We start from the raw sequence: 23326 nt of genomic DNA on the forward strand, positions 1-23326 counted from the left end.
CACCGGCCACAGCCGCCCCTGTCAGTCTCGGTCCTTCGTTGGCGCAGGTCGGACGGAATCCGAAGCGCACAGCTCAGACTTCGGTATAGCGTACGGCCCCCGCCGCTTTCAGGAGTGCGGACCGACACTCCTGCGCGGTGTCGGCCACCGCCGTCACGTACGCGATCCGTCCCCAGAGCGTGCCCTTGGGCGGCGGCGACACGGTAAGGCCCGGTTCAGCCAGCACCACCGCCCGGTCGACGGCGGCGGGTAGCAGCGCGCGGTCGATCGTCACCGTACCGATGGTCGTGTCGTCGGCGTCTACGTAGAAGAAGCGCACCCCGGCGACCTGTCGCCGGGTCGGGACGCTCGCCGAAGACCGGCCACAGGCGGCCGCCGCTGCGATCTGGGCCGGATCGAGTCCGGTGGCCAGCATTCCAAGGTACGGGATCAGGTCGCCGCCGAGCCGGCCGTTGACCTCGATCAGGTGAGGCCCCTGGGCAGTGAGCATGAACTCGGTGTGCGTCCAGCCGTCGCGGAAGCCCAGCGTGTCGTGCGTGTGCTGGAGCAGCACGCGGAACTCGTCGTCGTCAAGCAGCGGATCTGTCGCGTCCACCAGGTGTCCGATCTCCTCGGCGTACGGCGGAAAGCCTACGGACTTGCGGCCGATGAACATCGGGACGACCCGGCCATCGGTCACCACGGCGTCCACACTGATCTCGTCGCCGATCAGACACTCCTCGACCAGGACCGGCCCGTCGGTGCTGTAGTAGACCGGGTCGGGCGGGCGGGTGTTCCGTGTGAACGGAAAGAACCGATGCAGTGCCTCAGCGTCGTCCACCCTTACGACTCCGAGGCTGGCACCCAGCCCACGGGGCTTGAGGATGATGGGGTATCCGATCGAGTCAGCCGCCGCGCATGCCTGCTGCACGGTGCTCACCTCGACCGAAGCGGGCTGCGGAACGCCGGCATGGCGAAGCGCCTGCCGGGTCTGGGCCTTGTCCCGTAACCGCCAGATCACCATCGGGTCACCGTTGCGGCATTTCAACTCCTGTGCAATGTGGGCGGTCGCGTGGATCCGTCCCTCGTCCCAGCAGAGCACCCCATCGAACGGTGCGGCGTCATGCAGCCCGCGTGCTGTCGCCGCCATCGCCGGGCCATCGACGGTGCTGTCCAGTACGGTCCAGCCATCAAGGTAGGGACGTTCCCAGGTCGGCTCCACCGTGTGGAACAGGTGCACCTGGTAACTAGAGCCGATCGAGGCGAGCAGGTACTCCCGGTACGCCCGCATGCCGCTGGCCACGAGCAACAGCCTGGGTCGGTTGGCGGCCTCGGTGACGGAGGTCATCTGGAACTCCTGACGTGTGATGGGGTGGGAAATCGCGGTCCGGGTCCCTGTTGGTGCCGAGCAGGCCGGAACCGGGTGGGTCAGGTGTGTGCGTTCGGCGGGGACCCTGCAATCTCCTCGATCTGAGACACGCCGCTGGCGGCGTGGACCCCATGACGCCGCCACGTCTCGTGTAACACGATGCGCCCGTCGGGCAGGATCTCGGGGGTGCTGTGACACTCGCCGACGACGATCCGTCCGTCGTCCAGCACCATGCAGTACGCGAAGTCGATCGATCCGTCCGGCTGGCACCGCCCGGTGAGGGTGCCCCGACGAGCGTGGCCTCCGGTGAACTCGCCCCAGAGCAGGTCGCCATCCTGGTAGTAGGTCGCGACGCGGCTGTGCTCCCCGCTGCCGTCCGCGATCGGCCGGAACTGGCGCCCGTGATAGTTGATCGAGACAGTTTCGGGATGCGGTGAGGACACGGATACTCCTTGAACGTGAGACAGGCCAGGCCCGGCGAAGGTGGAAGGTGGTCAGTCGAAAACGATGACGCTGCGCAGCACATCGCCACGGCGCATGCGCTCGAACGCGACCTCGACGTCGCCCAACCCGATCCGCTCGGTGACGAACACATCGAGCGGCAGCCGGCCCTGCAGGTGCAGATCGACCAGCATCGGCATGTCCCTGGCGGGAAGGCAGTCGCCGTACCAGGAGGTCTTGTAGCTGCCGCCCCGCAGGAACAGGTCCAGCAGCGGCATATCCAGTTGCATCGACGAGCTTGGCCTAGCCACCAGAACGAAGGTGCCGCCGATGGAGCGCGCGTAGAAGGCCTGGCGCCAGGTCTCCGGAAACCCGGCCGCGTCGATGGTCACGTCGGCGCCGAGCCCCCCTGTGATCTGCCGGATCCGGGCGACCACGTTCGGTTCCCGGCTGGCGTCGACGACATGGGTGGCGCCCAAGCGCGTGGCCACCGGCAGCTTTCGTGGGTCGATGTCGACAGCGACGATGGTCGTCGCTCCGGCCAGTCGCGCCCCGGCCACGGCCGCGCATCCCACCCCCCCACAGCCGATCACTGCGACGGTGTCTCCGGGTCCGACGCCTCCGGTGTGCATCGCCGCACCGAGTCCGGACATCACACCGCAGCCGAGGAGGCAGGCGGTGGCCGGGTCCACCGCCTTGTCGACCAGGGTGCATTGGCCCGCGTGGACCAAGGTGAGCCGTGCGAAGGCGCCGATACCCAGCGCCGGCCCGAGCGGTTCCCCGCTGGTCAACGTCATCGTTCGACTGGCGGTGAAGTCGTCCAGACACGCCTCGGGTACGCCGCGTCGGCAGGGGCGACAGCGCCCGCAGACTGCTCGCCAGTTGAGAATGACGAAGTCACCCGGAGCGACGTGCCTCACGTTGTCGCCCACCTGCTCGACGGTCCCGGCGGCCTCATGCCCCAGCAGGTACGGAAAGCCGGAGCCGATGACGCCGTCGCGATAGTGCAGATCGGTGTGGCAGACCCCGCAGGCCAGCACCCGCACCGTCGCCTCGTCCGGTCCTGGATCCGGGACCACGACGTCGCGAATCTGCACCGGTCGGCCCGGACCGAGCGACACCACGGCCTCGACTGTCTGCGCCATGAACGGTCGTCCTTGTCTGTCTGTCCTGCTGCTACGGGGGCGGGCTGGCGGCACGGTCAGGATCAGTCGGCGAATTCCACCTCGATCAGGTCCGCGAACCGGATCATCGTGGCGCAGGCGTCCTGCTGTGAGGTCCCCGTGGTGCCGAGGAACCCGAGGATCGTGTTGCCGTGCGGCGGACGCTTGATCACGTCACCCGGCCGGGCAGTGATCTTGAGGTCGAACGTCCGGTCCGACTCGCTGACCTCGGCGGGCACGTGCACCGTGCCGATGGTTCCGGCGGCACAGATCAGACACATCGAAGCGGTGTGCGTACCGGTGGGCTGGAAGTGCCGCACCCGGGGCCGCACGCCACGCGCGACGTCGATGGCGGCCGCGATCGGGTCGTGGTCGGCGGTCAACTTGGCGATCTTGTCGAGCCCGCCGCCGCCGGCCCGTGCGGCGATCTCCAGAAGGTACGGCCTTCCGTCGTGGAACCGTACCTCCGCGTGCGCCACGCTGCGCCGCAGCCCCTGCGCCCGGATCCCGGCGGTGACCGCCTCGTGCACCGCTGCCAGGTCTTGCGGGCTCATCGACGTCGGGGCGTGGTGGACATCGTCGTCGAAGGTTTGCCCCTCCATGGTGATCCGATCGACGACCGAGCCGAGGTACACCTCGTCGTCCCAGACGACCACCTCCATCAGGTGCTCGGTACCGTCCAGGAACGACTCCACCAGTAGGCCGCTTGGTCCGAGGTTCAACCCGTCCGGCTCGGACCGCGCCCAGACCATGTCCCGGCTGCCCTCCTGCGCCTGTTCGTACCGCTCGGCCAACTCGGCCGGGGAGCCTGCCTTGAACACGAAGTTGCTCGCGGCGCCGTGCGTGGGCTTGATGACGACCGGATATCCGATTTCTTCCGCCGCAGCGTGTGCGGCGGCCACCGTATTGGTCAACCGGAAGCGCGGGGAGGGCGCACCGACCCGCTCGTACGCCTGCCGCATCAAGTACTTGTTGCGGCACCTGACCGCGGTCTCGACCCCGATACCGGGTAGACCGAGGGCCTCGGCCACCGCCGCCACGGTGATCACCGACGACTCGGAGAAGGTCAACACTCCGTCGAAACCCTCGGCTTGGTGCCACTGTTTGCTGACGGCGATGATGTCGTCGATGTGGCGGGAGCCGACCACCCGGTACCGCTCGGCGGGCCAGAATTCCGGCTCGCCCTCACCGTTGAGCACGTACAGGGTTGCGCCTAAGGCTTCTACCTGAGCATAACGCGACAGGTAGTACTCCAGATACTGGCGAGCCTCGATGGCGAGTAGCTTCATCTGGTCCTCCTACGATGCTCGTGCGGTGCCGGGGACGGCTGGTCGAACGTTGCCGACAGCATCGGCAACCGGAACATCGTGACCTTGTCCACGGCCCTCTCTGCGATGCGGAGTGGCACGCCGGAAACGGCCAGCGAGTCGGTGACGTCGATCAGAAGGGGAGCGGCGTACGCGAGCAGGGTCTGCACCTGGGACAACACTTCGGCCGCGTTGTCCGAGTCGATCCGGTGACGCGCCAGTCGGTCCAGCTGGGTGGCGATCGTGTCGGCGACCCGGCTCGGACTGAACCGGTCATCTTGGTAGGGCCGGCCCAGCCGGTCGGCGACCGTTCGGGCCCGGGCGAGCCCGGCTGGACTCACCGGCAGAACCGTGCCGTCCGGAATGGTCAACTCGTCCAGCGCGGTGGCCAGCCGGTTCCAGGGCTCCACCAGCCGGGTGGTGACCGTGTACCGCAGGTCGGTCTCGGTGAAGTTGGTGCGTTGGAACTCCGGGGCGGTGAGAGCCAGATAGAACCGCGCCAAATCGCGGGGCACGCGTTCGAGCAGTTCGATGGCAGAGACCAGGTGGTTACGGCTGGTGGAGAACTTCGACCGGTCCAGTTCGTAGAACTCGTTGGTCACGGTCACTGTCGGGATGGCGTACCGCTGCGGATGCGACAGCAGCATGGCGAGGTCGAGCATCCCCCAGTGGAAGACGTTGTCGTAGCCGTGGAAGTAGACGATCGTCGGCCGGGTGTCGGCCAACCACAACTGGTCGGTACGCTCGGCCGGCCGACCGAGTTTGCCTGCCGACCACCACGTGCTGTAAATGACCGCCGGCATCGCCTCGATCCACGGGTACAACCGCTGCCCGGGAGTCTCGGCGAACGGCGCCGGCAGCCCCCATCGGCCGGGCACGGTGACCGGCACGTCCGGTAGTGGATTGGCCAGTAGTTCCATGACGAGGTCGCGGGCGTTCGGCCGCCACTGCGGCGTGTGCCGGGCGTAGTAGTCGGTCAGTTCGTCGCGCAGCCGCTCCAACGGCAGCACGAGGATCTCCACCTCACGGAACTCGACGTCGTCCGTCGGGTCGAGGGTGTAGGACGGGTCGAGCAGTTCGTCGAAGTTGTTCGGGTGCCCACATGCCTCACACGCGCCGCCCGAACTCTGCGCCAGGCAGGTCGGGCAGGTACCGGAGACGAGCGCGTCGTACAGGCAGACTCCGGCCCGCCGGGAGAACGGGAAGCGGACGGTACGCAGCTCGAAAGCGCCCGCCTGGTGCTGCGCGGTGACGAAGTCGAGCACGGTGCGTCGGTAGGTTTCGTCGATCGGCGGCAGCCCGACCAGGGTGGCACCCAGCGCGGTGAACGCCTGCCCGATCCGAGCAGTGGCATCACGAACCAGGTCCGCCGGGGCCATGCCCAGGCTCGCGGCCCGCGTCGCCACGAACGATTGGCTGTCGTCGGTGCAGGTCGTGTGAACGACGAACCGGCCCAGGGCACGCTGGTACCGGGCGTAGACGTCGGCGGCGAGGTACGGCCCTGCCAGGTGACCGACGTGCAGGCCCCCGTTGGACGTGGGTGTGGCCGGAACTACGATTACCGGAGGTTCGTCCAGGCTCACGACGCAGCCTGGTTGCGCTCGACGAAACGGTCCGCCATCTCACCGTCCCACCAGATGGCGTACATCTGGAACGGTTGGTCACCGCGGTTGACCACCTGGTGCCGCTCCTGCGGCGGGAAGTGCACGATGTCTCCCGCGACGAACGACGTCACGCCGGCGTCGGTGATGAGCTCCGCCTCGCCCGTCATCGCGATCCAGATCTCGTACTCGTGGTGGCCGTGCGCCCCGGACTCGGCACCGGGCGGCACAATGCACCAGGAGCCCTCGAATGGGGCATTCAACGCCTCCCAGGGCATCAACCGCTGTGCCTGCAGCCCGTTGTCGAGCTTGAGACCGTGGTGGTTGAGCTTGCGGATCTCCATGAGTCAGTCGCCCTTTCCTTCGGTGGACAGGCCGTTGGCCGCCGTGACGGCCAGCGCCGATGTACCGGCCCGGGGGGAGAGCAGGTCGGTCGCGATCTCGCCGGCGCGGACCGCAAGTACGCTGATCAGCGAGTCCGCGATGCCATGGGTCTCCTCGTTGACACCCTGCAGATAGCAGCCGGCGGTCACCGATTCCGCTGTCACCATGCGGTAGTAGCGATCGACCGCGATGTCGTGAACGCCGACCGATGCGGCGGTCTGCCGGATCAGCGACGGCTTGTCCTGCTCGAAGCCGGTGCCCAGAAGCACCAGATCGGCGCGCAGCTCGTCGGTTGTCCTTCGTAGTCGGTCATGCACGGTCAACACGACTTCGTCGTCCTCCATCCGAGTGGCGAGCACGTCGGTGAGTGTGTGCATGACGATCCGCGTGTCGCCGGTCAGCCGGTCCTGATACATCTGGCGATACAACGCGTCGAGCATCCCGGGGGCCAGTCCGGCATAGTTCGTCCGGTGCATCTCCTGCAACAACTGGGCCCGCGTCTCGGCGGAGCCGGCGTGGAACTGGTCGACGAACGACGGGAAGTACAGCTCGTTCGTGAAGGCGCTGCTCTCGTAACCTCGCAGCCCGGCTGACCTCATCAGCATCCGACACTCGGTGGCTGGGAACCGCTGGTACATCGTCCACAGCATCTCGGCGGCACTCTGCGCCCCACCGACGACCACGACCCGCCGTACCGCCTCCGGGTCGACCTGCGTCACCCGACTGACGAAATCGGTGCTGTGTATCAGCCGGTCGGTGGGTAGGTCCTGGAAGGTACCGGGAATCCGGGCGACCCGGCCGACTCCGATCACCACGTTCCTGGCTCGGATCACCTCGCCGGTGTCGAACTGCACCTTCCAGAGATCCGATATCCCGTCGCCACGCGACGACATCGGCGTGATCGCGGTCACCGAGCGCCCGTACTCGACCTGCACCCGCTCCAGCGACTTGGCGACCCACTGCAGGTACGCGGAGACCTCCAGCCGGAACGGTAGCGACGAGCCGAGGTTGATGAAGTCGTCCAGGCGGCCGATCGAGTGCAGGTAGTTGACGAAGGAGTACCGACTGCGCGGGTTGCGCAGTGTCACGAGATCCTTGAGGAAGCCGACCTGGCTCTGGGTCCACGGCAACAGCATCCCGCGCTGCCAGGCGATGTCGTCGTGCTGCTCCACCAGCAGGGTTTCCTCGGCCAGGTCGGGAGCCATCTCCTCGACTGCCACGGCAAGGGCGAGGTTGGCGGGACCGGCTCCCACCGCGACCACTGACATGTGTGTTTCCATGCTGCCCCTCATCTCTACGCCTGGTCGCCCGGTTCCCGGCAGGCCGGCACCGGGCATGGCATTTGTGACGGTTATCCGTCGACCGCCTCGCACACCGTTACGGCGGCCAGTCGGCTCGACGCCAGAGCACTCTTCGCGGCGCTCCCCGCGCCACCGGTGAAGCTGAAGACGCCCGACACGTTCTCGACCGAGCGCAGCCGCAACCCGCCGTGGTCAGCGAAACAATCCACGCCAGCGGCCGACCAACGTGGCGGCGGTAGCGGCCCGTCGAAGCCGAGAACGGTGCGGGCGGCCTCCGATGCCGGACCCTCGTAGGCCGGATCGGGGCGGTTGTCCCCCGGAGCCGCCCCCCAGGCCGAAGTGGCGACACCGAGCAGAGTTGACCCGGTTCCCCAAGGCCGGCCGTACAGGGTGGACATGTCGTCCACGAGACAACCGAGACGGGGTCTGGCCAGCGGGTAGACGCCGTACTGAATTCGTCGGGTGCGCATCGACCCGGATAGCAGTGCGCTGCTCCACGCACCGGCCGCGACTACCACCACATCGTGATGTCGAACCATGCCGTCGACCGTTACGGTAGGCCCGGCCTCGACTGAGGTGACCGCCTCGTGATGTGTCCGAACACCCGACGCGACGGCCCGGGTGATGGCGTAGCTGCGCAGCGCATCCGGGCGGATGTGGCCCGCATGCTGCTCGACGACCGCGAACGTGCCCTCCGGCCGGGCGGCGAGCCCGAGGGTCCGCGCAACCTGTCCGGCTGGCAGCAGTCGGGCGGAGCCGCCGAGCACGTCGTCTAACAGGGCGAGCTGGTGGTCGGGATCAACCTCAGGGCGTAGAAAGTAGTGAGACGGCGACTCCTGATACCCGCTCGCGTGGGTGAGCGCGGGGTCACGGCGAAGCTCGGCGAGGCTGTCCGCTGCTAGGCGACACTCGTCGAGGTCGGTCTCGAAGCCTCGGACCATTCCACCGGAGGCGACGGTGGCGTCTCGGCCCTGCGTCGCCGCACCGAGATACAGATCGACGGATGGCCCCCCGAACCGCTCGGCGAGCCGCAGGGCGAGCAGAGAACCGGCAAGCCCTCCGCCGACGACAGCCATTGATGTCCGCATCGGGTCAGCTTTTATGAGAATGCGAGCCGAAGTGTGTACGCCCCACAGCCCACCGATCACACATACGCATGGCAACTCCATAGACGAAACCGTATCGCTGTGGCTACAGACGATAGAGATAAGCCGATAGTCAAGCAGCTTCAGTGTTGGGCACGCGGGTTCACGAACGAATCCCACCAGGGTCGATCACATCGACCAGATCGATTGAGTCGACGCTAAAAACAAAGACCGCGAATGGTCCGTCAGACTTCGACGGGAGGCTGTACACTTTCCTCCGTTGGGGCGTCACCAATAGTGGCCACGTCCGGGCTGGGCTGAACAGCCACCAAGACGACAGCGGCGGCGGTCAGCACCGCCGACGCGACGATGGTGATGGTGTAACTGTGCTGCAGATCGGCGAGAACCGCCCCGATCTGGCTGGTCGCCGCGACAGACAGCATGTGAACTGCCCAGAGCACGCCCAGGGCGGTGCCGCGCATTCCGGGCGGTAGGGTTCGGTTCACCCACACGGTCGTGGCGACCACAGTGGCCAGATAGCTCACGCCGAAGACCGCACCGAAGGCGATAACGGTCACCGGGGAACCGACGAACAGCAGCATGACCATGGCGGTGGCACGCATCGCGTACGCGCCGACCAGCGTGGCCCGCGTCCAGCCGAGGTCGCACAGTCGCCCGGCGGCCAGTGCGCCGACAATCTCCAACGCACCCAGGACCGCCACCGCTGAGGCGCCGACCGAATCAGAGATGCCATGGTCATGCAGGTGAGGGAATAGGTGCACGTCAATAAAAGCCATCGTGCTTCCACAACCCACGAAGGCCAGCACCAGCGCGCGGATCTGCGGATGGCGGAAGGTCGTGGCCGTCGCGCTCCAGAGCGAAACTCTCGGTACCGTCTCGGCCGACTTCCGGCCGGTGGACAGGCGTACCAGCACCAGGGACAGCGGCAGCAGGACCACGAGAAAGACCACGCCGATGGCGAACAACACCTGGTTCCAGGACATGGTGTTGTCCAGGTGTGCCCACAGAGGCACTAGCACCATGAAACCAACCGCGGCACCGTTGGTCAGCAACGCGTAGAACAGCCCACTGTTGCGACCTTGGAACAGTTGGCCAGCCAGCACGCCCAGCGGCACGAAGGAGAGCATCGTGACCGCGACAGCACCCACCACCCCATAGGCGAGGACGAACATCCACAACTCAGTGGCCGTGGCACTGATCAGCAGCACGACGCCGTTCAGGGCGGCACCGATCGCCAGCACCGGGATCGCGCCGATCCGGTCGGCGAGATGCCCGATCACCGATGACGTCACCGCGGAGACCACAGCGAACAGGGTGGTTGCGATCGCCAGACTACCGCGGCTGACGTCGAAGCTGTCCGCGATGCTCAGGAAAAAGACCTGAACGGTGCTCTTCAGTGAAGAACCAGCGAGAGATATTAGAAAGCTCACCCCCGCTGCGAAAATCACGAAAGCCATGCCTACCTTGGCGTTCCCGGTCATCAGTGAGCCTCTACTTCGGAGAGTACGGGCCAGAAGCGCGATCGCTACGTCATCCTGACATGAGTGTCAGCCCGTGACTAGGGGTGGTCGAACGTGAACCGTGTGCGTAAAGCCAACAGAGGAGTGGGTGCAGCGGCAGGACGTTCACGACCTGCGGATCGATGGAGAGCACCAACTGAACAATCAACCGAACGGGCGATGGCAACTGGGGTGTTGGGCTGTGGAGAGAATCCTACAGACGGATGCCAGAGTGCACGAGGCGAAATGCTGTCCGGGTATGGCCCATTTGTGGCGCATCCCATTCGTCCGGTGAGTTAGCTGAGTGGTGATATGACACCGCCAAAGTTGGCGGGCAATGTCCGCTTGTTTGAGATATGCGATTCATATTCCGTCTGACATGGGCCTGATACCGAGTCGCCGCTCCCCGTCGCCGAGCTGGACGCGACACTGAGTTGCGAACGAAGCCAGGGGAGTTCCGTCGCCCGGCGTTGAAACTCGTCGGGTCTCGCTCTCCGCTCCCTCACAGTTGACGCTGAACGGGGGATTTTTCGATCTGGCCGGCCTTCAGCAGGGCAACCGCCCGTGTCCCGATCTTGAACTTGTGGATTGGTCGGACATCGTCGCCGAGCGGCACCCGCCTTCCCCGCGCGGCGATGACGATCACACCATCGGCCGGTAGCACTGATGCGACGGCGCGCACCATCCCAGCCGTACCCGACTCGGCGTTCGTGCCATGCCATTCGGTCTGCTCGCCATACGGAACGTCGGTGATGACGATGCGAGGGGTACGTCCGTCGAGGACCGCACCGAGCTGAGTGGGGTCGAACGCGTCCGCCACCTGGGCGACGCTCGAGACGTCCCCACCGTCGTCAGCGAGCCGCCGGCGGAGGCGATCGGCCGCCTCCGCCGCTTCCTCGTGTGAGGACTTGCCGTACCTCGCCGCCAGCTCGGCGAGGTCCGCTTCTCGGGCGCTTAGACCTGCCTGGGTGAGCAGCGTAAGGTTTCGCCGGGCCAGGGCTACCGCGCCATCATCGATGTCCGAGGCGATCACCTCGCTCACCTTTCGGCGGTGCAGGAACGCCAACACGGTGGACAGATAGCCGCTTCCGCAGCACGGATCCCAGATCGTCACTGGTCCGTGTGGGCCGAGGGCAGCTAGGCCCCGGAGAAACATCTCGGAGGCTAGCCGGACGGGGAAAGCCGGGTGTCCTGGAGCTGAGTGGAGAACGGAGCCGCTTGCAAGATCCGCGTAGTTGCGTCCAACCGTCTCGAACCGGTAGGCCATCCTGTACCTCTCATCGAGAACCGCTAGGCCGGCTCATATGTGGGTGCTGCCGGCGATAGCCATCGGCCAGAGCCTCGCAAACTACGCCGGCCACCACCACAGCCCCGAACAACGCGGAAAGGGTTGCCCGGCGCGGCGTGGAGCGTTCTGCCTGCCAGTTGCGCGACCTGGGGTTGACCCGGTTTGACGGACAGGGTCGATAAGTTGGTCTCACGCTACGCGGCTGGCTGGTCTGGTGGAATAGGTGGTCGCCTCGTACTCGGCCGGGCTCAGGTAGCCGAGGGTGGAATGCCGTCGGCGGGTGTTGTACCACCCCTCGATCCATTCGAAGATCGCCGTGCGGGCGGCGGCGCGGGTGGGCCACGCCCGCCGGTCGAGCAGTTCGGTCTTGATCGTGGAGAAGAACGACTCGGCTACCGCGTTGTCCCAGCACTGACCCCGGCCCCCGACCGACAGACGCACCCGGTGCCGACCGGCCAGGCGGGCGTACTGGGCGCTGGTGTACTGACAGCCCCTGTCACTGTGGAAGATCACCGACCCGGTCGGACGGCGGACGGCGATCGCGTTGGTCAACGCCTGGGCGGGTAGATCGGTACGTAGATGATCGGCGGTGGCCCAGCCCACCACCCGACGTGACGCGATGTCGATCACGACCGCCAGGTACAACCAGCCCTCCCACGTGTTGATGTAGGTGATATCCCCACACCAGCGGCTGTCCACCCCGCCAGCGGCGGTGGTGAAATCCCGGCGGATCAGGTCCGCCGACAGAGCAGCCGACGGGTCGGGCACGGTGGTCGTGCGCCACCGCCTCGGCGCCCGCCCCCGCAACCCAGCCGTGCGCATCAGCCGGGCCACCCGCTTACCGGAGTGCCGCCGCCCACGCGCGGCGAGTTCGGCACGCACCCTCGGGGCACCGTAGGTGCCGGCCGAGTCGGCGTGGATCCGGGTGATCGTCGCGGTCAGCTCGGCGTCGTCACGCTCCCGCCGCGACGGGCCGCCGGTGCGGTGTTGGTAGTAGGCGGACCGGGAGACCTTCAGCAGCTGGCAGGAACGCCTCACGTTCCCGCCGGGCCGCGCTTGCTCCGCCTCGATGAACGGGTACACGTTCACCGGGTCTCCCTCACGAAGAAAGCCGTGGCCCGTTTGAGGATGTCGACGTCCTCGCGTAGGCGGCGGTTCTCCCGCCGCAACCGCGCCAGCTCGTCGCGCTCGTCGCTGGTCAACCCGTCGCTGCGGGTGCCGGCGTCGAGATCGGCCTGCTTGACCCAGTCCCGCACCGCGGTCTCGGTCAGGTCGAAATCCCTCGCGACCTGCGCCACAGTGCGGTCACCCCGCCGGCACACCTCGACGATCTCCGCCTTGAACTCCGGCGTGAACGCCCGACGCGGCCGGCGTGGTCTCTTACCCATGCCTTCCATGATGAACATCCTCCCGAGAGGCCCACGGCCCCTCTGAGCTGGGATGTCCGTCAAACCGGGTCAGGCCCAACCATTCCTTGCGAAGGCCTCCGCGGACAGCATGACGCCTGTGTCCGCTGCGGCCCTGCCAGAACACACGGCGAGTAGATACGCGAGCCGGCGCCGGCTCGCTGGGATGAGATGGCGAACCTCGACACCTGGAAGAACCTCTTGCGGCCCACCTCGCGAAACGAGAGTCCGCACGAATGTGGTGTCCTCCGCCGACCCCAGCGTCCCAGCTGTTCTTCCGAGTCGCTCGTCGAAATCAACTCCCAGCAGGCGTATGCGTTCGATGTCCATGCCTAAGAAACCGCCCCAGACAGAAACAGCGGCAATCCGACTGTGGGAGCCCAGATAGTGCAGCTGGCCCGCGCTGAGGAACCAAGGAGGGCGGCAGCTTTGAAAATCCGCGGTGACGCGAGCGCCGATAACACCAGCCCCGCGCGACAGCGCTGCCCTTGCGCATTCCACGGCCTCGTGAATGGCGACGATATCGTCGTCCAAGAAGATGACGAGCCTCGTGACGCACTTTTCAAGACCCGATTCCGGCTGTGCGCGAGCCCGCGATTCGTGTTTTTGGCGATTACCGCAACTGCGGGTGGCAGGATGTCGAAGTCGGGTGCGACTGGTATGCCGTCCATGACGACGATAATTCGATCGTCCGGACCGCGTAGGCCAAAATTCGACTGAATGACATTTCGGAAGAAGGGGCGGCCTGTTGCTGCATATGGCGAGCGTGATTGGCGCCAGTTCCACGGACACGTCAGGACTCCAGCCATTTTTTGGTTATGGGGCCGAGGTGTTCTCTATGCGCGCTCTTTGGTGGCTCTTTGGCGTGCCGTTTCGTACAGGACAACCGACCCGGCTGTAGCGGCGTTCAGCGAGCTGGCCATCCCTGCCATGGGTATCCGGACAAGGTGGTCGCAGGCATCACGCCAAGCCGAGCTGAGCCCGGTCGTCTCGTTTCCGACCAGCATCAGAGTCGGCTGGGTGAAGTCGTACTCCGTTGCCTGAGCCTCACCGTGCTCGTCGGTTCCCACGACTCGTACATCGACGCCGTCTACTCGAATCGTCTCGACCCAGTCGAGGACCGGCCGGTGTGACGGCACGCGGACCACGGGAACTGAGAACAGCGAGCCCGTGCTGGCCCGTACCGACTTGGGGTCATAGACGTCGGCGGCATGGCCGGTGACGATGACGCCACTCGCGCCGAAGGCGTCCGCCGACCGGATCAGCGTCCCGATGTTTCCGGGGCTGGTGGGCCGGTCGAACACGACCGCGAGGATGTCGGGGCTAGTCGGGATCCGAGATAGGTCGTCGTCGGGCATCGCCACGATGGCGAGCAACTCCGGTGCGTCGTCCATCTTGCCGCCCAACTCGAACATCAACTCGCCGGCAACGGCTACCTTAGTCGCGCGGGTCGCATCGAGGGTTTCGTGCGCCCAGGTCGACAGGTGCGCATCCGCGTTGTACAGAACCTGGCGGACCTGCCACCCGAGTTGGATCGCCATCCTGATGGGTCGGACGCCCTGAACGAGGAACTCGCCGCCGCGCTGTCGCTTGGTGCGATTACTCAACAGCGCCTCCCACTGTTGGAACCGCGCATTGCGAGTCGTCACCCGTAGGACTGCCACCAACCCCGCCTCCATCGCGTCCGGCCGTTCGTTGTTCGGCACGCCGTGAAGTGGCCGCACATCCGTGGGCGGACGACCGAGGCGGGCCACCGGCTGTGAGAGCAGACGAATGGCGCACCGGAACGTACAGAGCGTACTTGGGTGGGCACCGCACCCCGAACGCGAGCTCCGCGAGGAGTCCGTCCGGTCGCGGTCGCCTTCAGCCCAGCCTTGCTACCTGGCATCTCGACTCCCGTGCCGTGAACTTGCTCTTGGCCGATCTCCCCCGCTCCGGGTGGGGTCTGCAGAAGTCGGTGTAGTCATGGTGGTGGAGGCCGTCGCAGCTCGCTACCTCGACACCCCGGACTGAGAGGCGTTCGATTTATACTTGATCTACTAGTACGTCCCTCTCCAGGTTGGTGTTGTTTCGTCCGTTATCCGGCGGCTGACGTTGTCGATCATCGCGATGTGGATCATGGCTTCGGAGCCGCTGGGCGGGTCTCGCAGTCGCGGGCGAGCCTGCGATGCAACATCAGTCAGTCGACCACCCAGCGCCGTTTCACGACATGGAAGCCCCGGGTTTCGGTGTTGCGCGGCACGATCTCGGTGTCGATACCGAGCGTGGCGGCATGTTCGACGAACTGGTTCTTGAAGCCGGCGTCCACCCAGGTCTTGACGACGGTGGGGTAGGCGGCTTTGAGCTGGTCCAGGGCTTCGATTCCGGCACGGTTCTCGGTCACGGACGCGGCCACGACGATGACCACCAGAAGGAGCCCCAAGGTGTCTGTGACTACGCTGCGCTTACGGCCTACGATCTTCTTGGCTGCGTCGGTTCCTTGCGTCGACGTCGGCGGGTTGGTGGACGTCTTCACGCTCTGTGTATCGATGACGGCGGCGGTGGGCTGCGGATCGCGGCCGGCCTTGACTCGCGCCAGCGCGGTCAGGTCGACGTTGAGCTGCGCGAAGATGCCTTCATCGCGCCAGGCGGCATGGTAGTAGTACACCGTGGTGTGTGGCGGAAAGTCATGGGGAAGGCGCTTCCACGGGATCCCTGTCCGGTTGACGTAGAAAATGGCGTTGAAAACGTCGCGGACGTCGGTGCGGGCCGGTTCTCCGGTGGGCCGTCGATCGAGGCGAGCCTGCTGCCAGGCAGGGGCTTTGCGTAGTCGCCTGAGGGTGTTTCTGACCTGGGCTTTCGCGGGGGCATCGGACTGATTGGAGGGTGACGTAGGACGGGTGCGGTCCGTCGGTGATCATGGAGTTGCTGAGACAACATGACACCGAGAAGGACCACACCCGCGCATGTCATCATCGCTGATCGACGTGATCCGTCAGCATGCCCCTGCCCCGTCCGGCTCTCCGGCTGCTGACGGTGAGGCGTTTGGCCTGTTGGAGGCCCTGGCGCGGGTTCCCGATCCGCGTGACCCGCGTGGTGTCCGGTATCCCTTGGCGAGTGTGCTTGCGGTCGCGGTGTGCGCGGTGATGGCCGGAGCCAATACGTTCGCTGCGATCGGCGACTGGGTCGATGATCTCGATGCGCCGGCGTGGGGTCGGCTCGGGTTCACCGGCAGGGTTCCGGTGTTGACCACGGTGTGGCGGCTGCTGGTCCGCGTCGACGCCGAGACGCTGACGGCGGTCCTGGCCGACTGGCTGTGCTCGCGGGTGTCGGCGCCGCCGCCGATCAGGCGGGTCATCGCCGTGGACGGCAAGGTGCTGCGCGGCGCGGTCCTGACCGAGGGACGGGTGCATCTGCTGTCGGCCTACGACACGTCGACCGGTGTGGTCCTGGCGCAGGTCCAGGTCGCGGCGAAGTCGAACGAAATCCCCGCGTTCGCCCCGCTGCTGGAACAGGTCACGGCACGGCTGGGCAGCCTGACCGGGGTGGTGATAGTCGCGGACGCCCTGCACACGCAGGTCGCCCACGCCCGAGCCGTCGCCGCTGCCGGCGGGGACCTGTACGTGTCGGTCAAGGCCAACCAGCCGAGGTTGTACGCCCAACTCAAACGGCTGCCCTGGGCCCAGGGGCCGATCGGAGACCAACACCGCGACACCGGACACGGCCGCCGCGAGACCCGCACCGTCAAGGCGCTGACCCTGCAGACACCCGGCGGCATCGGCTTCCCCCACGCCCAGCAGGCCGTCCGGATCACCCGCACCCGCACCATGGCCGGCAAACGCACACGAGAGACCGTCTATCTGGTGGCCTCGTTGCCCGCCGCCCACGCCCAGCCCGCTGACCTGCAGCAATGGGCCCGCCTGGAATGGCACATCGAGAACCGGCTGCACTGGATCCGCGACGCGACCTTCGGCGAAGACGCCCACCGAGCCCGCACCGGCACCGAACCCGCCGTCGCAGCCGTCCTCCGCAACACCGCCATCGCATTCCACCGCGGCAACGGCGAAACCAACATCGCCCGAGCCACCCGACGCGCCAACCGCCGCCCACACGACCTCATCACCACCGTGACCAGCAGCTACCCAACTACGCAATGACGTGTGCCACGAACGAGGAATGGTGATCGCAATGTAGGTAGGAGCGATTTTCAAGAATCGATGCTGTGCAGGAGATGAAGGTTGGCCCTTCGAAGTCGCCTTTCGGGAGGAGGCTTCAAACCACCACATGCTGCGTTGGCTGAAGACCGTCGTGGTGAGCGATGTGGAAAAGGCGCCGTAAGAGGTGTCAGGTGGGGATCAGGAAGATGAGTGAAACCGAACCGCTGTTGACGTGTCGTTACGTTTTAAGTGGCATCAGAACCGTGGTCCTGGTTATTGGCTGCGGGATAAGTCTGGCGGATGCCCGATGACTGGCCAGACGGTGCCCGGCATGGAGGCGGCATGAGCCTGATCTGCGGCTTCTGCATGGAACGTGGGAAGGCGTGTCTCGATACCGTCCCGAAGACTCGGGCGAGAGGGAGTAGCCGAGCGGGATGTGCCCGCGAGGTGTGAGTACCGATGCGAGACACGCTGGCGGACTGGCCCGTAGTAGTGATGAAGCCCCGGCAATCGGGGTGGAGCGAAGGGGCCGGGCCATCCACAGTTGGTTCGTCTGGTCAACCGGGACAAACGTTCCGGGAGGAACTGTGGGGAGCGAGCTGACGTTGTCAGAGAAACCGTTCGAGATTTCGAAGTGGGAAGTCTTGGAGGCGTACGATCGAGTCAAGGCGAACAAGGGGGCACCAGGGGTCGACGAGGTCAGCCTGGGGGAGTTCGAGAAAGATCTGAAAGGCAATCTCTACAAGATCTGGAATCGGATGTCCTCGGGCAGTTACTTCCCGCCTCCTGTGAAAGCGGTGCAGATACCGAAATCGCAGGGTGGGGTCAGAACACTCGGGGTGCCCACTGTGGGTGACCGAGTGGCGCAGACGGTGGTAGCCCGCAGGATCGAGGAGAAGGTCGAGCCGATCTTTCACCCCGACTCGTACGGATACCGGCCGCGACGGTCGGCGCTGGACGCGGTAGCGGCGTGCCGGCAACGGTGCTGGCGCTACGACTGGGTCGTCGATCTGGACGTCCAGGCGTTCTTCGACAGCGTCGACCACGACCTCATGATCAAAGCGGTGGAGACGAACACCGATTTGCCGTGGGTGTTGCTGTATGTCAAGCGGTGGCTCACCGCCCCGATGCAGCAACCCGACGGCAGCTTGCAACCCCGAGACCGGGGAACCCCGCAAGGGTCCGCGGTTTCGCCCGTGCTGGCGAACCTGTTCCTGCACTACGCGTTCGACACCTGGATGGTCCGGACGTTTCCGTCCGTGCCGTTCGAGCGATACGCCGACGATGCCGTGGTGCACTGCGCCAGCGAACGCCAGGCCCGCTTGGTGCGGCAGGCGATCGAGGACAGGATGGTCGAGGTCGGGCTGCGCCTGCACCCGGACAAGACCAGGATCGTGTACTGCAAGGACACCAACCGGCGAGGCGCCAATCCGGACACCTCGTTCACGTTCCTCGGGTACACGTTCCGTCCTCGCGGGGCCAAAGATCGCCACGGGCGCGTGTTTACCGCGTTCCTCCCGGCGATCAGCACGGATGCTCTCAAGCGACTCAGCCGCACCGTCCGACGCTGGCGGATCCACCGCCGGTTGGACCTGAGCTGGGCCGAACTCGCCGAGATGATCAACCCCGTCGTGCGCGGGTGGATGAGCTACTACGGACGGTTCTACCGCTCCGAGCTCTACACACTCCTGGCGCGCATCAACTCCTACCTGGTGCGCTGGATCCGCAAGAAGTATCGACGGCTACGACCACGCCGCAAGGCGCGAATCGTGTGGGAACGCCTCATCACGCAGCACCCACGCTACTTCGCGCACTGGGCCTGGGCACGTAACCCTCTGATGACGGCCAGGGTGGTAAGAGCGGAGTGACGGGAGACTGTCACGCTCCGTTCCGTGGGAGCCCGGAGGTGAGATCCCTCCGGGCGACCCGACCCTGACCAGGCGGCCCGACCACAGGCCACGAACCCCACCCCACTCCACTCCAACACAACCTGCCCGGAGCAAACCGACCACGTAATCGGCGATTCCGCCGTACCCCAAAACCACCCGATATCAGAACTATTCAAACGCGACCATCACGAACTGCGTCGGTGGATCGAGGCTCAGCGGGACGCTGCTTAGCGCGGGGCTCGCGGCAAATCCGGATAGTTAATCACGTCAAATGGTGCGGATCGTGATGAGGTCTTCGAGGCCTGCGAGGTCGTCGGCGTTGCGGGTGTAGACGGCGGCGTCGTGAGCATGGGCGGTTGCGGCGATGAAAAGGTCCATCACCCTGGCTCGCGGCTGACGGCCGGTCTCGACGACACGCGCGGCTAGTCGTGCGTAGCTGTCGGCGATGGCGTCGTCGATAGGCAGCGCATCAAATCGGCGTTGGATGGCGCTCAGCCGCGCCAACCGGAGCGCCCTCGCCTCGGCGGTTTTCGCGATCAGGACTCCGAACTGAAGTTCGGCGAGGCTGGCGACGCTGATAGCCAGTTCACCGGGAATAGGGGTGACGTCGTTGGCGATCAGGATGCTGGTATCGAGGATGCCGCGACTCACCGCTGAACCCACGGATCGGTGACGGTGTCGTCCAGGAGATCCCGATCGCCTGCCCACGCGGGGTCGGTCGCTTGGTCGAACACGCCGGCAAGGTCGTCCCACTCGCGCCAGGTTCGAGGACTGACCGGGCCGAGCACGGCTGCCGGGCGGCCAGCGACAGTGATCGTCACCCGTTCACCCGCCTGCGCCCGACGTACCAGGTCGCTGGCGTTTTGCCGCATCTCCCGCAGCCCCACTTCACTCATACACCCAGCGTAGCACATGTGCTACGCGCGGTCTGGCAGTCGTCGGCTGCGCGTCGGGCGATCACTCAGGTCGTCGTGACGTAGGCAGATCCGACAAGATCGAACGCACTGAGAGGGTGGTTCGGAGTGTTAGGTCCGTTTCGGGTTGAGGGTGAATACTCCGGGTTCGTCTTCGGTGAGGACCTGGGTTGACCAGTCTTCGCCGGAGACGCCAAGGTCGGCCACCACTACTGGAACCGGCTGGCCGACGGTCGTGAGGTGGACCTGACGGCTGACCAGTTCCGGCCACCGGAAGTCGTTGTCGGCGGTCAGGTTCAGCAACGTCCGCCGGGCCCACCGGTACGGTGCCGCCGGCAGTACGAGATCCTGCGGGACCGGGTCTTCATGGCCCTCTACGGCGGCAGGTCAGTGAACGGATCCCACTCTTGATGTCAACGTCGGTTGAGGTTGCAGGATGGCGGCAGCCTGCCCTGCATGATGAGGAGTGCGTACGTGAGCGCCGATGTCAGCTTCAACTCGATCATCGACTACACGGTTGACGGCCCCGACACCCAACGGGAGTTCGTAGCGGCCTTCGCAGAGATCCAGGAGCGCTGGGTGCGCTTCTATCCTGGCTACCAGTCGGCTCGCTTCTACCTGAGCACCGACGGCACCCGGGTGTACACCGTCGTGCGTTGGGCCAGCGAGGCGGACTACCGCAATTTCGTGGAGACCTCGGACACCGAAGGCCGGATGGCCGCCATCGCTCAGGCCCTGGCGGGGCTGTCCGGCAAGGCCGAAGCGCGCATGACCGGCGTTCCCACGTACACCGTCGCCCGCGAGGTCGGCCCCGGGCCACAGCGTCTCGACGTCTGACCGGACGGGGTCACGCCCCGTCTGCTCGGCACGGACGGGATGCGAGGCTGAGCGCGATGAGCTTGGTGTCGGCGTTCGTACCGGTCTGGATTCAAGAGGAAGATCAACCTGAGAGCTGGCGGCGCTGGTGGGACAGGTTGAGGTGGTGGTGTCCGCCTGGGTGGCTGTCCGGGTCGGTGTGGACGGTGGCGGTGGTCAGCCGGGGTACGGCGTGGGTGAGCTGGTGTTCGGCGTCGGCGGCGATCTGGTGCGCGTCGACGAGGGTGAGACCGGCGTCCACGACGAGTTCGGCTTCGGCGTGCAGCCGGTGGCCGACCCATCGGAGTCGTACCGCAGCCACGTCCTGGACGCCGTCGACAGCCCGCAGGGCGGTCTCGGCCTGATCAACCAGTTCGGGGTCGACGGCGTCCATCAGTCGGCGGTAGACCTCCCGGGCGGCGTCCTTGAGGACGACGGCGATGGCGACGGCGATGACCAGGCCGATGACCGGGTCCGCCCAGCGCCAGCCGAGTGCGGCGCCACCGGCGGCGGCGAGGACTGCGAGGGAGGTGTAGCCGTCGGTACGGGCGTGCAGGCCGTCGGCGACCAGGGCGGCGGAGCCGATGCGGCGTCCGACGCGGATTCGGTAGCGGGCGACCAGTTCGTTGCCGATGAACCCGACGAGACCGGCGGCGGCGACCCAGGGCAGATGGGTCACCTCTGCGGGGCGTAGCAGCCGGTCCACTGCGGTCCAGGCGGCGGCGACCGCTGACCCGGCGATGACCACGACGATGACGATCCCGGCGAGGTCTTCGGCCCGGCCGTATCCGTAGGTGTAGGCGCGGGTGGCGGCACGGCGGCCGAGGAGGAAGGCGATCCCGAGCGGTACGGCGGTCAGGGCGTCGGCGACGTTGTGCAGGGTGTCGCCGAGCAGGGCGACCGAGCCGGACAGCACCACGATGACAGCTTGGGCGAGCGCGGTGATCCCGAGCCCGACCAGTGAGATCCACAGCGCGCGCAGCCCGTCACGGGAAGACTCCAGCGCCGGGTCGGTCTTCGCCCGGGAGTCGTGGGAGTGCGGGACGACGGCGTGTGTCAGCCGGTGCCACCAGGCGGCGAGAAGGCCGTCGTGGCGATGGCCGTGGTCGGCCGGGTGGTTGTGGTCGTGGTGCTCGGTCATCACTCCCCCGATCACGCGGTCATGCAGAAGTCCTTCCGCGACGGTCGCGATAATATGTGCTCATGTACGCACGCGACAACGTTGCAGATGCCAGTGACCTGCAACAACACCTACCTGGCGCGCAGCAGGTCGATGCCGCCACGGACATGTTGCGGATGCTGGCCGATCCCACGCGACTGCGGTTGATGGCGCTGGTCAGCGAGGGCGAGTACGACGTGACCGCGCTGGTGGAGGCGGTGGGCACGGCCCGGCCGGCGGTGTCGCAGCACCTGGGCAAGCTGCGCCGGGCGGGACTGGTCAGCGTGCGGCGGGAGGGCCGGCGCGCGTTGTACCGGGCCAGGGGCGGGCATGTGCGGCGGCTGGTGATCGAGGTGCTGCACGCGGCGTCGCATCGGGTGACGGGAGCGCCGGAGCACGACTGAGTCGGGCGCTACTCGACGGGCTTGGAGCGGGGATCGGCGAACCACTCGTCTGTGAATTCGCGGACCGCGTCGATGTCGGTGGTGGCGCAGGCTGCGGTGCGGTAGGCGTGCACCGCCTTGATCGCCTCGGTCTGTCCGGGGGCGGGGCCTCCGACGACCCGGCCGGCGGCGGTGTCGGTGACGAAGGCGCGCACCTGTGCGAGTTGGTCGGCGGCGAGGTCGGGCCGGTAGTTGACGATGACGTAGCCGTCGCCGATGACGTGCCCGAACGAGGTGGCCGGCACCGTCTCGCCCGGCTCGAAGAAGTCCTTGACCGGGTGGCCACCGCCGGCGGGGAAGGTTTCCGTGCGGTCCCGTACCGTGCAGGCGCCGGCCGCGGGTTCGGCCTGCATCGGCTGCAGCACCTCGCCCGGGGCGCTGAGGGCCAGGATCGACGCGGCTACGACCCCGGCCGCCACCAAAGCGCCGTGCGACAGCCGGGGATCACGCAGCTTCGGCACGTAGTGACTGAGCACGTCACCGACGATGAACATGGCGATCACGGCGACGAGCTGCCCGATCTCGACGCCGATGTTGAAGGCCAGCACGCGGGGGATCATCCCGTCCGAGGGCAGTCCGAGCGCCTGCAACCGGGTCGACAGCCCCAGACCGTGGACCAGGCCGAAGGCCAGCACGGCGGCGGCGAACCACGTCCAGTTCTTCGGCCGTCCCCGCAGCCCGACCACACCGACGAAGACCAGGCTCAACGCCACCACCACGTCGACCAGGACCGGGTTGACGTGCCAGTCGGCCACGGTCGCGGTGAACAGAGTGACGCTGTGTCCGAGCGCGAACAGTGAGATCAGCTTCGCCGCCCGCCGAATCGCCCTGGCCAGGAGCAGGATGCCACCGACGAACGCCAGGTGATCCCAGCCGACGAGCATGTGTGTTGTACCCAGCCACGCGAATCCAGGGACCGAATCACTCGACCCACCGACACCGTGAGCCCAGGCAACACCCGGCACCCCTGTCTGTCAGGGTGAGTTGAGGCCAGCGGTTCATAGCAAGTCCGCCGGACAGGGCGAGTTCAGGATCGAGAAGCGTTGACTACTGCTGTTGACATGGTCGTGGCCCAGGATGGGGTCA

At 66.4% G+C, this 23326-nt stretch carries 20 protein-coding genes and 2 pseudogenes; 4 read left to right on the forward strand and 18 right to left on the reverse strand.

Translation table 11 applies throughout. From position 1 onward, the window contains the following. Positions 1-73: 73 nt before the first annotated feature. The 14 genes and pseudogenes from HCA58_RS20260 to HCA58_RS20325 all read right to left on the reverse strand — a co-directional run. Positions 74-1327, reverse strand: coding sequence for an ATP-grasp domain-containing protein (locus HCA58_RS20260; RefSeq protein WP_169599418.1), 1254 nt, complete (start codon positions 1325-1327; stop codon positions 74-76). Positions 1328-1407: 80 nt separating this feature from the next. Beyond that, positions 1408-1791 carry a hypothetical protein gene (locus tag HCA58_RS20265; protein ID WP_240956517.1) on the reverse strand — a complete coding sequence of 128 codons (384 nt, stop codon included), beginning with the start codon at positions 1789-1791 and terminating at the stop codon, positions 1408-1410. 51 nt (positions 1792-1842) lie between these two features. Next, the gene (locus HCA58_RS20270; protein WP_169599419.1) at positions 1843-2934 is read right to left on the reverse strand and encodes an S-(hydroxymethyl)mycothiol dehydrogenase; all 1092 of its coding nucleotides are present in this window, start codon (positions 2932-2934) and stop codon (positions 1843-1845) included. 62 nt (positions 2935-2996) lie between these two features. Beyond that, entirely contained in the window at positions 2997-4241 is a 1245-nt protein-coding gene (locus HCA58_RS20275; protein WP_169599420.1) for an ATP-grasp domain-containing protein, read from the reverse strand. Continuing rightward, on the reverse strand, positions 4238-5842 hold the full coding sequence (locus HCA58_RS20280) for a class I tRNA ligase family protein (protein WP_169599421.1): 1605 nt from the start codon (positions 5840-5842) through the stop codon (positions 4238-4240). The genes HCA58_RS20275 and HCA58_RS20280 overlap by 4 nt, the downstream gene beginning before the upstream one ends. Further along, positions 5839-6204 (reverse strand): cupin domain-containing protein, encoded by a 366-nt coding sequence (locus HCA58_RS20285; protein ID WP_169599422.1) that lies wholly within the window; start codon positions 6202-6204, stop codon positions 5839-5841. Before HCA58_RS20285 ends, HCA58_RS20280 begins: the two co-directional genes overlap by 4 nt. A 3-nt stretch (positions 6205-6207) precedes the next feature. Beyond that, the gene (locus tag HCA58_RS20290) at positions 6208-7524 is read right to left on the reverse strand and encodes a SidA/IucD/PvdA family monooxygenase (protein ID WP_205809204.1); all 1317 of its coding nucleotides are present in this window, start codon (positions 7522-7524) and stop codon (positions 6208-6210) included. 71 nt (positions 7525-7595) lie between these two features. Beyond that, positions 7596-8633, reverse strand: coding sequence for an FAD-dependent oxidoreductase (locus tag HCA58_RS20295; RefSeq protein ID WP_169599423.1), 1038 nt, complete (start codon positions 8631-8633; stop codon positions 7596-7598). A gap of 242 nt (positions 8634-8875) precedes the next feature. Further along, entirely contained in the window at positions 8876-10132 is a 1257-nt protein-coding gene (locus HCA58_RS20300; RefSeq protein WP_169599424.1) for an MFS transporter, read from the reverse strand. A gap of 520 nt (positions 10133-10652) precedes the next feature. Further along, entirely contained in the window at positions 10653-11417 is a 765-nt protein-coding gene (locus tag HCA58_RS20305) for an rRNA methyltransferase (RefSeq protein WP_169599425.1), read from the reverse strand. Positions 11418-11627: 210 nt separating this feature from the next. Then, the gene (locus HCA58_RS20310; RefSeq protein ID WP_169599426.1) at positions 11628-12527 is read right to left on the reverse strand and encodes an IS3 family transposase; all 900 of its coding nucleotides are present in this window, start codon (positions 12525-12527) and stop codon (positions 11628-11630) included. 17 nt (positions 12528-12544) lie between these two features. Continuing rightward, positions 12545-12844 (reverse strand): annotated as a pseudogene (locus HCA58_RS20315) (transposase); the annotation flags it as partial. A gap of 836 nt (positions 12845-13680) precedes the next feature. Continuing rightward, the gene (locus tag HCA58_RS20320) at positions 13681-14511 is read right to left on the reverse strand and encodes a TrmH family RNA methyltransferase (protein ID WP_169599442.1); all 831 of its coding nucleotides are present in this window, start codon (positions 14509-14511) and stop codon (positions 13681-13683) included. Positions 14512-14883: 372 nt separating this feature from the next. Next, positions 14884-15638 (reverse strand): annotated as a pseudogene (locus tag HCA58_RS20325) (IS5 family transposase); the annotation flags it as partial. Between the two features lie 151 nt (positions 15639-15789). Here HCA58_RS20325 and HCA58_RS20330 point away from each other — a divergent pair. Together HCA58_RS20330 and ltrA are read left to right on the forward strand one after the other, a co-directional pair. Next, a complete protein-coding gene (locus HCA58_RS20330) occupies positions 15790-16980 on the forward strand; it encodes an ISAs1 family transposase (RefSeq protein WP_240956518.1) in 1191 nt (396 codons plus the stop codon). 587 nt (positions 16981-17567) lie between these two features. Further along, positions 17568-18848: a group II intron reverse transcriptase/maturase gene (ltrA, locus tag HCA58_RS20335; protein WP_205809206.1), complete on the forward strand. Its 1281-nt coding sequence runs from the start codon at positions 17568-17570 to the stop codon at positions 18846-18848. Positions 18849-19136: 288 nt separating this feature from the next. Here ltrA and HCA58_RS20340 read toward each other — a convergent pair whose 3' ends face one another. Further along, positions 19137-19520 (reverse strand): PIN domain-containing protein, encoded by a 384-nt coding sequence (locus HCA58_RS20340; RefSeq protein WP_169599429.1) that lies wholly within the window; start codon positions 19518-19520, stop codon positions 19137-19139. Then, positions 19517-19765, reverse strand: coding sequence for a type II toxin-antitoxin system prevent-host-death family antitoxin (locus HCA58_RS20345; RefSeq protein ID WP_169599430.1), 249 nt, complete (start codon positions 19763-19765; stop codon positions 19517-19519). Before HCA58_RS20345 ends, HCA58_RS20340 begins: the two co-directional genes overlap by 4 nt. Positions 19766-20257: 492 nt before the next feature. Between HCA58_RS20345 and HCA58_RS20350 the strand changes: the two genes are divergently transcribed. Beyond that, on the forward strand, positions 20258-20620 hold the full coding sequence (locus tag HCA58_RS20350; RefSeq protein ID WP_091050669.1) for an antibiotic biosynthesis monooxygenase: 363 nt from the start codon (positions 20258-20260) through the stop codon (positions 20618-20620). Positions 20621-20723: 103 nt separating this feature from the next. Here HCA58_RS20350 and HCA58_RS20355 read toward each other — a convergent pair whose 3' ends face one another. Continuing rightward, positions 20724-21779: a cation diffusion facilitator family transporter gene (locus tag HCA58_RS20355; protein WP_169599431.1), complete on the reverse strand. Its 1056-nt coding sequence runs from the start codon at positions 21777-21779 to the stop codon at positions 20724-20726. A 62-nt stretch (positions 21780-21841) separates the two neighbouring features. Here HCA58_RS20355 and HCA58_RS20360 point away from each other — a divergent pair, with 62 nt between their 5' ends. Beyond that, entirely contained in the window at positions 21842-22201 is a 360-nt protein-coding gene (locus HCA58_RS20360; protein WP_169599432.1) for a metalloregulator ArsR/SmtB family transcription factor, read from the forward strand. 8 nt (positions 22202-22209) lie between these two features. Here the strand turns inward: HCA58_RS20360 and HCA58_RS24095 are convergent, their stop codons facing one another. Further along, the gene (locus tag HCA58_RS24095; RefSeq protein ID WP_169599433.1) at positions 22210-23205 is read right to left on the reverse strand and encodes a HupE/UreJ family protein; all 996 of its coding nucleotides are present in this window, start codon (positions 23203-23205) and stop codon (positions 22210-22212) included. Between the last annotated feature and the right edge of the window lie 121 nt (positions 23206-23326).

Origin of the sequence: Micromonospora sp. HNM0581, from assembly GCF_012726175.1 — a bacterium.
GTDB lineage: Bacteria > Actinomycetota > Actinomycetes > Mycobacteriales > Micromonosporaceae > Micromonospora.